The 14483-nt window shown below is 36.6% G+C and carries 15 protein-coding genes; 7 read left to right on the top strand and 8 right to left on the bottom strand.

What is annotated here, in order from left to right:
- Positions 1-16: 16 nt before the first annotated feature.
- Positions 17-2293, bottom strand: coding sequence for an NADP-dependent oxaloacetate-decarboxylating malate dehydrogenase (gene maeB / locus JEP40_RS12130; protein ID WP_198623757.1), 2277 nt, complete (start codon positions 2291-2293; stop codon positions 17-19).
- Positions 2294-3041: 748 nt separating this feature from the next.
- On the opposite strand from maeB, the gene JEP40_RS12125 reads away from it, so the two are divergent.
- Entirely contained in the window at positions 3042-3665 is a 624-nt protein-coding gene (locus JEP40_RS12125) for a response regulator (protein ID WP_072068404.1), read from the top strand.
- 78 nt (positions 3666-3743) lie between these two features.
- Here JEP40_RS12125 and JEP40_RS12120 read toward each other — a convergent pair whose 3' ends face one another.
- Positions 3744-4304, bottom strand: coding sequence for a hypothetical protein (locus JEP40_RS12120; RefSeq protein ID WP_198623756.1), 561 nt, complete (start codon positions 4302-4304; stop codon positions 3744-3746).
- 206 nt (positions 4305-4510) lie between these two features.
- Here JEP40_RS12120 and JEP40_RS12115 point away from each other — a divergent pair, with 206 nt between their 5' ends.
- From JEP40_RS12115 to JEP40_RS12105, 3 genes are read left to right on the top strand one after another with little or no spacing between them, the layout of a single operon-like run.
- Positions 4511-4882 carry an ArsC family reductase gene (locus JEP40_RS12115; RefSeq protein WP_198623755.1) on the top strand — a complete coding sequence of 124 codons (372 nt, stop codon included), beginning with the start codon at positions 4511-4513 and terminating at the stop codon, positions 4880-4882.
- Positions 4883-4887: 5 nt separating this feature from the next.
- The gene (dapE, locus tag JEP40_RS12110) at positions 4888-6018 is read left to right on the top strand and encodes a succinyl-diaminopimelate desuccinylase (RefSeq protein WP_198623754.1); all 1131 of its coding nucleotides are present in this window, start codon (positions 4888-4890) and stop codon (positions 6016-6018) included.
- A complete protein-coding gene (locus JEP40_RS12105; protein WP_198623753.1) occupies positions 6015-6683 on the top strand; it encodes a M15 family metallopeptidase in 669 nt (222 codons plus the stop codon). Before dapE ends, JEP40_RS12105 begins: the two co-directional genes overlap by 4 nt.
- A 2-nt stretch (positions 6684-6685) precedes the next feature.
- Here the strand turns inward: JEP40_RS12105 and JEP40_RS12100 are convergent, their stop codons facing one another.
- Positions 6686-7069, bottom strand: a complete 384-nt coding sequence (locus tag JEP40_RS12100; RefSeq protein WP_198623752.1) for a DUF454 family protein — start codon at positions 7067-7069, stop codon at positions 6686-6688.
- A 99-nt stretch (positions 7070-7168) separates the two neighbouring features.
- Here JEP40_RS12100 and JEP40_RS12095 point away from each other — a divergent pair, with 99 nt between their 5' ends.
- Entirely contained in the window at positions 7169-7378 is a 210-nt protein-coding gene (locus JEP40_RS12095) for a YpfN family protein (RefSeq protein WP_036936107.1), read from the top strand.
- Here the strand turns inward: JEP40_RS12095 and JEP40_RS12090 are convergent.
- From JEP40_RS12090 to JEP40_RS12080, 3 genes are all read right to left on the bottom strand, one after another.
- Positions 7341-9389: a tRNA(Met) cytidine acetyltransferase TmcA gene (locus JEP40_RS12090; RefSeq protein ID WP_198623751.1), complete on the bottom strand. Its 2049-nt coding sequence runs from the start codon at positions 9387-9389 to the stop codon at positions 7341-7343. The two genes, JEP40_RS12095 and JEP40_RS12090, sit on opposite strands and share 38 nt — an antisense overlap.
- A 2-nt stretch (positions 9390-9391) precedes the next feature.
- Positions 9392-9844 carry a DUF441 domain-containing protein gene (locus JEP40_RS12085; RefSeq protein ID WP_006533030.1) on the bottom strand — a complete coding sequence of 151 codons (453 nt, stop codon included), beginning with the start codon at positions 9842-9844 and terminating at the stop codon, positions 9392-9394.
- Between the two features lie 61 nt (positions 9845-9905).
- Entirely contained in the window at positions 9906-10790 is an 885-nt protein-coding gene (locus JEP40_RS12080) for a neutral zinc metallopeptidase (RefSeq protein WP_198623750.1), read from the bottom strand.
- A gap of 220 nt (positions 10791-11010) precedes the next feature.
- On the opposite strand from JEP40_RS12080, the gene JEP40_RS12075 reads away from it, so the two are divergent.
- Positions 11011-11709 carry a helix-turn-helix transcriptional regulator gene (locus tag JEP40_RS12075; protein ID WP_198623749.1) on the top strand — a complete coding sequence of 233 codons (699 nt, stop codon included), beginning with the start codon at positions 11011-11013 and terminating at the stop codon, positions 11707-11709.
- Positions 11710-11786: 77 nt separating this feature from the next.
- Entirely contained in the window at positions 11787-12398 is a 612-nt protein-coding gene (locus tag JEP40_RS12070) for a glutathione S-transferase family protein (RefSeq protein ID WP_198623748.1), read from the top strand.
- Between the two features lie 144 nt (positions 12399-12542).
- Here JEP40_RS12070 and purC read toward each other — a convergent pair whose 3' ends face one another.
- Entirely contained in the window at positions 12543-13256 is a 714-nt protein-coding gene (gene purC, locus JEP40_RS12065) for a phosphoribosylaminoimidazolesuccinocarboxamide synthase (protein WP_072068417.1), read from the bottom strand.
- A gap of 501 nt (positions 13257-13757) precedes the next feature.
- Positions 13758-14348, bottom strand: a complete 591-nt coding sequence (locus JEP40_RS12060; protein WP_198623747.1) for a phosphatase PAP2 family protein — start codon at positions 14346-14348, stop codon at positions 13758-13760.
- Between the last annotated feature and the right edge of the window lie 135 nt (positions 14349-14483).

Genomic DNA, 14483 nt, shown 5'->3' with positions numbered 1-14483 from the left:
ATTTAATTTATAATTATTAATTTTGAGCTTGAGCTTCAACAACAGCTAATGCCACCATATTTACGATACGACGTACTGATGCAATTGGCGTTAAAATATGAGCTGGTTTAGCGACCCCCATTAAAACAGGCCCCACAGTCACACCATCAGAGCTCGTTACTCGTAATAAGTTATAACTGATACGAGCAGCTTCCATTGTTGGCATAATAAGTAAATTCGCAGAGCCTTTTAATGGGCTATCAGGCATCACATCACGGCGAATGGACTCTACTAATGCGGCATCGGCATGCATTTCACCATCAATTTCTAATTCAGGTGCGCGTTGTTTGATAATTTCTAACGCTTTTCTGAGTTTGATTGATGATGGACTATCAAAAGAGCCAAAACTTGAGCGAGAAACTAGCGCTGCTTTTGGTTCAATACCAAAGCGACGAATGGTATCTGCGGCCATCAAAGTAATATCAGCCAGTTGTTCAGCAGTTGGATCTTCATTAACGTAGGTATCTGTAATGAAAGTATTACCACTTGGTAATAACAGTGCATTCATTGCTCCTGCCGTTTCCATTCCTTCACGTAAACCAAACACATTTTTATAGATTTCGAAATGCTCTGCATAGCTTCCTACTGTACCGCAAATCAAGCCATCTGCTTCACCTCTACGCACCATAATGGCGCCTATAAGCGTTGGATTACCAATCATTGCACGACGAGCTTGTTCTTGAGAGACACCACGACGTTTCATAATTTGGTGATATTCTTGCCAGTATTCTTTGAAACGTGGGTCATTTTCATTATTCACTACTTCAAAATCTTTGCCAGCTTGAATATGTAAACCCAGTTTTTGAATACGCATTTCAATAACACTAGGGCGGCCAATTAAGATTGGAGTTGCTAAACCTAATGTAACGAGTTCTTGTGTGGCATGTAATACGCGGTTTTCTTCGCCTTCAGCTAAAACAATGCGTTTTTTCTCTTTTTTTGCTTGAGAGAAAATAGGTTTCATAAATAAGTTAGTTTTATAAACAAACTCATTAAGATGTTCGATATAAACCGAGAAATCTTCAATTGGGCGAGTTGCAACACCCGAATCCATTGCCGCTTTTGCAACTGCCGGTGCAATTTTTACAATCAAGCGTGGATCAAACGGTTTTGGAATAATGTATTCTGGACCAAAAGAGAGCTCTTGATCACCATACGCTGAAGCGACTTCTTCGTTTTGCTCTGCCAGTGCAAGCTCTGCGATAGCATGTACACACGCGAGTTTCATCTCTTCATTAATCGCCGTCGCACCGACGTCTAATGCACCACGGAAAATGAAAGGAAAACACAATACGTTATTAACCTGATTTGGGTAATCTGAACGACCTGTACAGATAATCGCATCAGAACGTACCGCTTTTGCTAATGGAGGTAAAATTTCAGGCTCTGGATTTGCAAGCGCAAGAATAAGTGGATCACGCGCCATTTTTTTAACCATTTCTTGTGTTAATACACCAGGCCCTGAACAACCTAAGAAGATATCAGCATTATTAATAACATCATCTAATGTGCGCGTACCATTGTCTTCAATCGCATAGGCGGCTTTGGTTTCTGCCATATTAGCTTCACGACCACGGTAGATAACTCCTTTTGAGTCACATACTGTGATATTTTCACGTGTTAGCCCTAAAGCGACTAATAGATTCATACAAGCGATAGAAGCCGCACCTGCCCCAGATACCACTAATTTTACTTTACTAATATCTTTACGAATAATGCGTAAACCGTTGAGGATCGCCGCAGTTGAGATAATCGCAGTACCATGTTGATCATCATGGAAAACAGGGATATTCATTCTTTCACGCAATTTTTGCTCAATATAGAAACACTCTGGTGCTTTAATATCTTCAAGGTTAATTCCACCAAAAGTAGGCTCTAATGAAGCAATAATATCAACAAGTTTATCAGGATCCGTTTCATTAACTTCAATGTCAAAAACATCAACACCAGAAAACTTCTTAAACAAAACGCCTTTACCTTCCATTACTGGTTTACCGGCTAAGGCTCCAATATTTCCAAGTCCAAGCACTGCCGTACCATTTGAAATCACCCCAACAAGGTTACCTTTAGCGGTATAGCGATTAGCGGCAAGAGGATCAGCTACAATTTCTAAACAGGGTGCTGCAACACCCGGCGAATAAGCTAATGCCAGATCGCGTTGGGTAATTAACGGCTTTGTAGGTGTAACTGTGATTTTACCTGGTACGGGAAATTCATGAAAATCTAGAGCGCTTTGTTTTAATGTGTCTTCCATCTTCATATCCTTTGTATCAATAGGGTAAGGGCTTCGTTAGTATAATGGTAATGGAGCGTTAAATCATGACGGCTCCGACACTTTTTTCAATTTAGTAAACTAGAATGCACTGCCTATTTTTACAGTCACAAGAGCTTATAGAACAACCTATGTAGCTATTTTGGGCATTGATTGATATTAGTTGTGATCACTTAAAATAAAAACAGTCATTAAAAACAGTCCTATGGATCCAATTAAAAAACGTTTTACTCATTTAATTTGAATGAAAACTGACCATTAAAGGTCAATATTCTAGATTTATTATAAACAATTAATACCTAGTTATAGGTATATTATTAACGTCGTTTAATTTTACCTACTGTAATAAACTCGAACAGAAAAAAGACAATATTTGTTTATTATTTACCAGACATTAAATTAACATTTAAAATAATTAAATTTTTTATATTATTTAAAAAACAATAACTATTTTCGCTTGTTGATTATTTTTAAAATAGACTCATTTCCGTACAACTCATTGTAACTATAAAGATTTTACAGAATTAGATTTTTTGTTAGGCGTTTTGGTTATTTTCTTTTTTACCCGTAACAATAATTGGTGTAATATTGCCAACCGTCAATTTTATTTTCTTATTGTTTTAATAAGATGTCTGATTCTAATTTTTATTCCTCATTTGGAATTTACTTTTTTATTTTCTACTTTTGGAAAGATTACGCACATTATTATTTTTTTTTAGGGAGAGGGGTTATGCCTAGCTACTCAATTATGATAGTGGATGATCACCCTATCATGAGATATGGATTACGGCTATTGTTAGAAAAAGACAAGGACTTTGTCGTAGTAAGCGAAAGTGGCAATGCTCAAGAGGCTGTAACCGCTGCAAAACAATTAAATCCAGATTTAATTATGATGGATTTAAATCTACAAGGGCGTTCAGGTATTGATACTATTCGGACACTTCGTCGTTCTGGTTTAACATCTTACGTTCTTGTTTTATCCGTTTCTGATTCACGCAACGATGTTTATGCTGCGTTGGATGCAGGCGCAAACGGTTATCTTTTAAAAGAGTGTGAATTAGATATGCTGTTACTGAGCTTACGTAAGGCAGCTGTTGGACATCCTGTTTATAGCGAGCGAGTTTGGCAATATATCCAACTTAGGCAAAACTATTCTGATCCACTTTCAGCTCTTACGAAAAGAGAGCTTGATGTCCTTCATGAAGTGTCAGTTGGTATGAAAAACAAACAAATTGCTGAAAACTTATTTATTTCTGAAGAAACAGTGAAAGTTCACATTCGTAACATTTTAAAGAAACTGCAAGTCACTTCTCGTTTAGCTGCCAGCCTTATTCTTATTAAGCACCAGTATTAAACGTTTTACCCCGACACTGGGTCGGGGTAATCAGAGTTATCATTGAGTATCTTACTTAATTCTGTATTAAATCATTCATTATTCAATAGGAACAGGATAACTTAACACTTTAAAATGGTTATCTGGCATTTTTTCAATATTTAACTGATAAAGCTCCCGATTAATCCCATTGATAACAATATCAAGCTCACTAAAAGCAGATTGTATTTCCTCATTGGTTGCCCATGAAGGAATGCCTTTTACACCATAATAGAAATAAATTTTACTTTTGCCTGATCCTAACGGCTGGATCTCTTTTATTTGGCTAATAAACAGATGACCATAGCAGAAGTCTTGGTAAGGTTGCCACGCTTTGTGTCCTTTTTCAGTGAGATTGAACACCCATTCTTCTCCATTTGCTGTTTGTTCAATCAATCCAGCCTCAACTAATGCATGCATTCTTTCTAGCACCCAAGGTGCGTCATCTTCATTGCTATACACAGGCCATTTCCCTTCGCCCAAACACAATAAATAATCACTGTTAAAAAAAGCCTCTAAGGCTATTTTATACTCATCAACTTTTTGACTGTCATTTTCTTCATCTGCCCAGCTAAAAGAAGAAAGTAAAAGTAATATAAGACTCAGTGAAATACTTTTCATATTCTCTTTTACCAACGGAAATCTTTATTCGTATTTGTATTACTCTACGCTACACAATTCGTTACACTAACGTGACAGTTTAATATCCGATATATTTTATAATGTAAATAGGATTTTTCACTACAACAAAAGCTGTTATTTTGAAATTGTATAACACTCATTCTCATCAATACTAATATTACGTATTGTCATATAAGGAAAATATCATGTCCACGACAAACCTGACATATACCATGTACGGCATAAAAAATTGCGATACAATCAAAAAAGCACGTAAATGGCTAGATGATAATCATGTTCCTTACACGTTTCATGATTACCGCAAAGAGGGTTTGACGGAAGCATTATTACGCACCTTTACAGAAAATTTAGATTGGCAGACACTTGTGAATAAAAGAGGAACAACTTGGCGCCAATTATCTGATGAAGAAAAAAATGCAATTACAGATGTTACCTCTGCTATCTCACTGATGGTAGATAAACCCGCTATCATTAAGCGCCCTATTCTTGTCTCATCAGATAACCGCTTTATTGTCGGTTTTAATACTAATGACTATTTGACCTTTACAGGAGCCTAAAATTTATGTCCTGTCCTGTTATTGAACTTGCACAACAATTAATTTCACGCCCTTCGATAAGCCCTGACGATCAAGGTTGTCAACAATTGATTATTGATAGGCTGGCTCCTCTTGGTTTTACTATTGAAAGAATGCCTTTTGGTGAAACTGAGAATTTATGGGCTTGCCGTGGTGGTGAGGGAGAAACACTGGCCTTTGCGGGTCATACAGATGTCGTTCCTACTGGAGATCCTGCATTATGGGAACAGCCACCGTTTGAACCATCAATACGTGATGGCATGCTTTATGGTCGCGGTGCCGCCGATATGAAAGGTTCTCTTGCTGCAATGATTGTCGCCGCAGAACGTTTTGTTCGTTCTTATCCTGATCATCGTGGACGACTAGCTTTTCTAATTACCTCTGATGAAGAAGCAAAAGCAGCAGATGGTACGGTAAAAGTTGTGCAATCTTTGATGTCACGAGGTGAACGTCTTGATTATTGCCTTGTCGGTGAACCCTCAAGCCAACATCAATTAGGTGATATGGTAAAAAATGGACGACGTGGCTCAATAACAGCGAATTTATTAATTCAAGGTGTACAAGGACATGTCGCTTACCCTCACCTCGCAGAAAATCCTATTCATACCGCATCCCCTTTTATTCAAGAGTTAGTCAATACGGTTTGGGATGAAGGCAACGAATTCTTCCCTGCGACAACCATGCAAATTGCCAATATTCATGCGGGTACTGGCAGTAACAATGTTATTCCTGGTGAATTATTTATCCAATTTAATTTCCGTTTTAGCACCGCGATCACGGATGAAGAAATTCGCCAACGTACAGAAGATTTATTGCAAAAATATCAACTTCGTTACCATTTAGAGTGGTCTTTATCAGGTCAACCTTTTATTACAGGTCAAGGTAAATTGCTTGAAGCGGTTCGTTATTCTGTTAAACATTACACCAATTTAGATCCAGAGCTCTCCACCAGCGGAGGCACTTCTGATGGGCGATTTATAGCTCAAATGGGAGCGCAAGTTGTTGAGTTAGGGCCTGTAAATGCAACTATCCATAAAGTGAATGAATGCGTTAATGCGGCAGATTTACAGCAACTTAGTCGGATCTATCAACGAGTGATGGAGCAACTTATTTTATGATAACGCCTCTAATGTTAACGGGTCGTTCTACTGATCATTTGGTCACCTTGTCAGGCCAACACCGTTTACAATTTAATGCCACTAAAGCATTTTTAGCATTACAGCAACAAGCAACAAAAGCAGGCTTTAAATTAATGCCAGCCAGCTCTTTTCGCGATTTTAATCGCCAACTAGCAATATGGAATGGCAAATTTGAAGGAACGCGCCCTGTTTTAGATGCACAAAGCCAGCCAATTGACATTCATTCATTATCAGAAGGTGAACGTTGTACGGCCATTTTAAAATGGTCAGCACTACCGGGAGCAAGCCGCCACCATTGGGGAACTGAAATTGATATTTACGACCCTTTTCGCTTACCTGAAGGACAATCATTACAGTTAGAACCTTGGGAGTATGAAAATGGAGGCTATTTTGCAGAACTTAATGAGTGGTTAACGGAAAATATGTCAGCATATGATTTTTATCGCCCTTTTACTCATAAAGAGAGCGATATTGCTTACGAACCCTGGCATATCAGTTATTGGCCTCTATCTCATGAAGCCTCACTTGCTTACACACCGGAAATTCTTAAATCAGTGTTAGAGGAAGAAGATATTTATGGTAAACAATGGTTATTAGCTAATCTTGACGAGATATTTTCGCGTTATATTGTTTTGCCTGAATAAAATTATTTCTCACATGGGGCTTCTTGTTGATCGTTTACAGGAAGTCTCCACATAAAAATTAATAAACAAACTAGGATCATGAGTAATAATATTCTGACCCATAGCATTGATACTAACCACAGTGAAATCGCAAAAGTAATTAAGATCACTAATATAGCTTTAGGTTTCGCTCCTTTAGGCATAGCGCGATAAGCTTGCCAGTAACGCAAATAAGGGCCAAACCAAGAGCGGTAAAGCAACCAATAATGAAAATGTGTTGATGAGCGTGAAAAACACCATGCTGCAAGTAATAAAAAAGGTGTTGTGGGTAATACAGGCAAAATAACACCTAATGTGGCTAATCCAACACATAACCAACCTGCTATAATTAATACTATCCGTTTCATACTGTGCTTTTCCAACTTATGCTGTATCTGGTTATTTTATAGCGTTAAATAAAAAAGATCCTCATTCTCAATAACGATTTTAAAACAGAAGGTTTATTTATGCACTGGTTTGCTGACTATTGGTGGGTTATTTTAATTCTTTTGGTGGGAATTATTATTAATGCAATTAAAGATATGAACAAAATCGATCCTAAACAATTTCTTAAAAATAAGCGGAAATTACCCCCACACCGTGATTTTAATGATAAATGGGATGATGAAGATGATTGGCCTAAACAAAATCAAAACAAGAAGGATGAGAATAAGTAGCTAACCACTGTTGATAACGCGATGTTAATTGGGGATCTTTTTCAGCCATTAATTTCGCGCATTGTTCTCTTAGTTGCTTAGTTAAGACTTTTTTTCCTGATAAAGAAAATTCAGCCACACATTGCTCAACGGTCTTATTTTCTATAAAAAAAGCCACTAATAACGGATAGTGTTGCTCATAACCTACCAAAAAATTGGCAACACTCTCATAAGCGGTGAGTACCGGACGATGAGCAAATGCGAAACCTGCCATCATTAACCAAGCGTCTTGTGGTGTAGTAATATCATGCGGTAGCAATTTCGTTGATAAACAGATGCCTGTTTGCTGTTTTATCTGCTGATATTGCAAAGCAAAAGCCCTTAAAGACGAGCGCAATAACTGTTCACCTTTTTCTGTTAGTGGATAAATCGCCATTGCGGCATAACATCCACTACTTGCCTCTTTATGTACCCCTAATCGTACTATTTGAAAGCCACATTGCATCCAAAACTGCGCTAAAACTTCGGTGTAACCAAAGCTTACTGAAAGGTAATCAATAGCCTGTTTTTGGCTCTCTGTTACAATATTAGTTATTAAAGTTGCGGCAATTTTCTGGCGTCGATATTGAGGTAAAACGGCAATTCGACTAATACGCAATGAGGTTAAACACACCGCATCTGGCGTTAAACCATAGGTGACTAATGATTGTGCAAGTAGATTACCTCTAGGCCTACGCGTACCCAGCCATACATCATAAGCTAGTTCGAAAGGTAATCCCCCTTCTTCAATACACCACACGGCACCCACAATTTTTTTATTGATTGTCGCTGACCAATAACGCTGTTTTTGGCCATCAAGTAAACGCCGTAGATCCAACGGAGTTGTCCGATAGTGAGCGCTAGTAAGTAGTTGATAAAACTCATGTAATTGTGGAATATTATTATGCCAATCTCCCTGAAGCTGCTGAATATCAACTTCACCTTGTTGTTGGCATTCAAAGTCATACTCAGGCTCATCAAGCAATAACAACTGATTAAGCCAATTTTCTAATGGGCAATCTTTAGCCCAACGAATTGGTGTTTGTAATTGATAGGTGCGTAAATTAGGAATGTTATCTCCTAATTTAAGCATAAAACCGCGCCCTGTTCCCTCATAGCCTTGTACTGTAGTTGTCATTAACACATTAGAAAAATAACCACACAGCGCCTCTAATTGTGCAATCGGTAGAGAAGCTGCTTCATCAATAATCAACCAATTACTTTGAATTTCGTTATTTATACACTGTGCTAATAAATTATCAGGAGAGTAAAATGAAATAGCTTTATTGGTATGGGAAGATAAAACATCAGTACTATTTTTAGCAGGTGCACAAACTATCACATTACCTTGATATTGCTCGATAAACATACCAGCAAGCGCTGATTTTCCACGCCCTCTTGGTGCAATAACACTCCAAACACCAGATATTGATATAAGCAAATTATCTAAAATCATTTGCTGTTCTGCGGTCGGTTCACCTTGTGGAAGCACCCAAGATTTAGCTACTTCAATCATTGTAGGTAATTTTAACAATGTTGATTGTTGCCATACAATCACTTGACCATCACCTAAAGTGATCTCTTTTAGCCATACCATAAAGTTTGGTGTTGAAAGTACACCTTGAGCATCATTCCAGCGCTGACTATCGTTATCTATGTAGCTATCCCAACTCTCAATATCAGGTAAGCACAGGATCAATAAACTACCTGCTTTTAATGTGCCCGTTAACATGGCTAAAGCATCGGTATTAAATCCTTCATTAGCATCAAAAATAGCATGTAGAAACTCTCGCCCTAACAAACGGATAGCATGTTCTGGTAAAATAGCATTAGGCTGACAGGATGAAATCGTTATCCAATCACCTTGGCATAACTGAGTAATTTGCTGGATCTGTTCTGTTTGCCATGTAGGATCGCCCGCTAATAGCAATAATTGACGTTGCCCAAATCGCGCTAACTTTTGCTGATACTGATGCAAATGAGAAAATGACACTGCTAGGATTTACCTATTAATAACGAAAGAATACCGGCGGCAATTAATGGCCCAACAGGAACACCTCGGAAAAGCGCCACTCCAATCACCGTTCCCACTAATAAGCCAGCAACCGTTGAAGGCTGGTTATTCATTAAAGAAACACCTCTAGCACCCAACCAAGAAACAGCGATACCAATAGCAATCGCTAATAGTGATTTCCAATTTAAGAAGGAATTAAGAACTTCTTGTCCTGATATACGCCCCGTTGCAATGGGAGTCATTACACCGATGGTAAGAATTAAGATCCCTATGGTCATGCCATATTTTTCGACAACAGGAAAATATTGGTTTAATGGTGTGATTTTAATAACTAATAAAGCCAGCATGGCTAACGTTACGGTCATATTATGACTAATAATACCGAGTCCAGCGAGGACTAGTAAAATTAATAATGAGGGATCAACATTGCTCATGTTTGTTCCTAACCCTTTCTCTTTATAGTGTTAATTGTCTTTTATTTACCGAAGGATGGTATTAGTTCAAAGACGAAGAAGCAAATGTATCGCAAGATTTAATATTGCCACTGTTATACCCACGCATAAACCAAGTTTTACGTTGTTCTGCAGTACCATGTGTAAAACTGTCCGGTACGGCATAACCTTGCTGTTGTTGCTGTAATTTATCATCACCAATAGCTTGCGCTGTTTTAATTGCAGTTAATAAATCACTTTCATCAATACGGCCTTCACCTGCAATAAAATGCCCCCACATTCCCGCAAAACAGTCAGCTTGTAGCTCTAATTTTACAGATAAACGATTTACTTCAGCTTTTGAGTGAGCCATTTGTTGCTTTTCACGCATTTGGGTCGTAATACCTAATAAATGCTGAACATGATGACCAACTTCATGAGAAATAACATAGCCTTGGGCGAACTCACCACCACCACCTAAACTATTTTTCATTTCATTATAAAAAGAGAGATCAAGATAGATTTTTCGATCAGCAGGGCAATAAAATGGCCCCATTATTTTTGTGCCAGTTCCACATTGTGTTGTTGTACTATTGGTGTATAGCACGAGTTTAGGATCACTATATTGTTTTCCTGCTTTTGCAAAAATTGTTCGCCAGAAATCTTCCGTACTGGCTAAAATAACACTACTAAAATCGGCAGCTTCATTATAGAGTGCGGATTGTTGCTCATTACGTTGTGGCGCTTGATTGTTGCCACCCGTTAAAGTGTTAAAATCAAATCCCATAAAGCTGGCTATAACTAAAACAATAATTATTACAAAACCATATTTAGTACGCAGTAAAAGTGCAATTAATCCTAATGGGAGATTGCCACCACCAGATGCAGAGGAAGGTTGTCCCCTTCGGTCTTCTACATTATTACTTCTTCGGCGATCATTCCAACGCATAACTTATCCCCACGATTTTAATAGGCTAATTTATCTTTATTATGAGTAAATCTATCACTTGATTTGAGATAATAACAAAAAATTACGATCTCTATTCTCTATTTTTTAAGAGCGAGGTAATAGAAGCTATTAGAGAAAATAACTCAATACACGCTAGTCATTTCATAATAGAATTCTTATTCTTAAACATTGTATTTTTTGTTAACACATTGAGATCTTGATGACTCGGACCCAGCGTTTACTCACTTTATTACAAATTTTAAAAGAAAACCGTTATCCCATAACTGCTGAAGCGCTCGCTGATAAATTACATATAAGTGTACGCTCGATTTATCGTGATATTGAGTCTCTACGTGCTCAAGGTGCTGAAATTACGGGTGAAGCGGGTGTGGGTTATCAATTGAAATCAGGATTATTACTCCCACCATTAACCTTTGATATTAATGAATTAGAAGCCCTTATCTTAGGATTACGTTGGGTTGAAAATAATACAGATAGTGAATTAAGCTACTCAGCATTACGTGCGATTAATAAAATTAATGCCGTGGTCACAACACAGCATCAAACATTACTGGAGCAAAATACGTTATTTGTTCCTACAAACCGAATTATTGAAGTTAACCACACTATTGCTAAAGATCTACGCTTAAGTTTACGTGAAGAAAAAAAAGCGAAGATTAATTATAAAGATGCTCAAAAACAACTAAGTCATCGTATTATTTGGCCGATTGCGGTTGGCTACTTTCAAGACTCACAAGTCATTGCTGCATGGTGTGAATTACGCCAAAGCTACCGCCATTTTAGGCTCGATAGAATTATTTCTTATGAAGTATTAAGTGATAATTTGCCTTATCCCAAAAGCTATTTACTCGATAGATGGAAAAAAGAGATCCTCAAAGACGCTCCTGACAATAACTGACACTCAACTCCCGTAATATATACCTTGCTGTTTCATTTAAACAAACATTATGTCAATCAACACAGTAAGGAAACATCATGAGCGAACTTATTCTTTATACCAATACAATGTCTCGCGGTAACACGGTTGAGCTTTTCTTGAAAATATTAAATGTGCCATATCAGCGTGTTGAATTAGCTTATGGCGAACCAATGCATAGCCCTGAATACCTTGCAATTAATCCAATGGCAAAAGTTCCTGCATTAGTTGATGGCGAATATATTGTTACAGAAACTTCCGCAATTTGCGCTTATTTAGCGGATAAGTTTATTGAGAAAGGATATGCACCTGCACTAAACTCCCCTGAACGTGCCACGTATTATCGTTGGTTCTTTTTTACCGCGGGCCCTATTGAAGCGGCATTTACAGTCAAAGATCTTGGCATAGAGTTGAATGAAGAGCAGCAAAAGTCCTCTGGTTTTGGTTCATTTGAACGAGCTTTTCATTGTTTAGAAATGGGGTTAGCCAGTGCTAATCCTTATATTTGTGGCAGAAACCTGACTGCGGTCGATGTGTATGTGGGCTATTTCCTAATCTTCTTATGCAAATATGCACTCATTGAGCCAACACCATTAATTAATCAATATCTTGATAGTCTTGCACTTAATAATGAAATTAAACAATTATTAGAAAGCTTAGGATTACGATGATTATTCTGATTATTAAACGTAATTTTATCAATATAACTGCTTAATCATATTCGTTTAATACACTTTATAAAAAACAAAAGGTCAGTTTTTAAGCTGACCTTTTTTATTATATTGTTTTTTTGCTTTACGTAATCGTTTGCGTATTTAGTCTAAAGAAACACCAATTCGACGTGCAACTTCTTCATATGCTTCAATTAACCCGCCTAAGCTTTGACGGAAACGGTCTTTATCCATTTTATCTAGGGTATTTTTATCCCATAGACGGCTACCATCAGGAGAGAATTCATCACCTAGTACAACTTTACCGTGAAATAGACCAAATTCGAGTTTGAAATCGACTAAAATAAGCCCTGCTTTATCAAACAATTCACTAAGGACATCGTTTGCTTTATAGCTAAGACGTTTCATTTCGGCGAGGTTTTCTTTAGACACCCAATTAAAGGTTTCACAATAAGATTCATTCACCATAGGATCATGACGCGCATCATCTTTTAAGAATAAATCAAAGATAGGTGGGTTTAAAAGCATACCTTCTTCAACGCCTAAACGTTTAACTAATGAGCCAGCCGCGCGATTACGGATAACACATTCAACAGGTACCATATCAAGTTTTTTGACTAGCACTTCATTATCAGAAAGCAAACGTTCCATCTGCGTTGGGATACCCGCTTCTTCCAGTTTATTCATAATGAAATGGTTAAATTTATTATTTACCATGCCTTTACGATCAAACTGTTCAATACGTTGGCCATCTAACGCTGATGTATCATTTCTGAATTCAAGGATAAGAAAATCAGAAGATTCAGTGGTATAGACTGTTTTGGCCTTTCCACGATACAACTCAGCTTTTTTCTGCATCTGACACACTCCAAAGATGTGATAGGTTTAACAAGAAATTTGCTTCCCATACTTTACTCTAGATTAGATAAAAAAGCTTTTAAAACGTGAGAGCTATCACTAAAAAATCTTGAAGATAACGTACTGATAACAGCACAATTTATAGATAATAAAATAGCATTATTAGCTTTAGCATTAAAAACAACAATAATTAACCAATAAAAGGAATATCTATAATAAGGTTAGAATATAGAGAATATAAAAAATCAAAATAAGAATATTTTTAGTTTATATCACTGTATCATCTCCTTTTTAGAGTTATATTATTTTAATAAAAGATTAATTCATTTTTTATTACACTTATCTTGAGTTATTGTGAATAAAAAAACCAAACTAATTTCTTTTTCATTAGAAATCAATTTGGTCATAATTATTATTACTAAATTGTAATAAGTTATTTTTATTCATTTATCTTTGTATTTTTCAAATATATTGACGAATACAAATGGCATGAAATTTTTATTACATAATAAAACAATAGATTTCATAAGCAAACCAACCTAATAAGGCACCTGCTGGTAAGTCAATTAAATAGTGTTGTTTAGTAAACATACAAGATAAAGCAATAAATAATGGGAATAAGAAAACCCAAGGTCCTAACGTTGCATAAGCAAGACAAGCAGTAAGTGTTGCAACTGAAACGTGCATACTAGGAAAACAGTTTGATGAATCATCAAAGTGTTGAACAAACTTAAGAAATTTTTCTGATGCTGTTTTTCCTGGGTTAATGGTTCGCCAATGTGTCGGGGTTGCAACAGGAAATACTACAAAGAAAAACATTTGCATGACTAACAACACTATATAACTAAAAACAATCATAATAAATTGTCTTGAGTCTTGAATAATCCAGTTAAGATATAGAATTGCAGGATAATATAAGAAACTATAAATCCATGACCACCAAGGCCAGAAAGGAATTTTTTCATCAACAGGTGAATTAATTACTTTCACTTCTCTCAATGTATATCGTTGAGTAAAAAAATAAAATTGATAAACACCTACAATAAGTATCCCACTTAATATCAAGTGAATGATCATATCACCCGCACTCATAAATACTCCTTCAAATAGTCAGAGAATGCTTTGTTATTTTTATTAAGAATAAGAATTGACGCTATATTACATAAATTCAAGAGCATTGCATTAAGATTAATATTATTAGTAACATCGAATTAAACATTATCATTA

The organism is Proteus vulgaris (assembly GCF_016239305.1).
GTDB lineage: Bacteria > Pseudomonadota > Gammaproteobacteria > Enterobacterales > Enterobacteriaceae > Proteus > Proteus vulgaris_C.
This window is presented reverse-complemented; position numbering and strand designations above follow the sequence as displayed.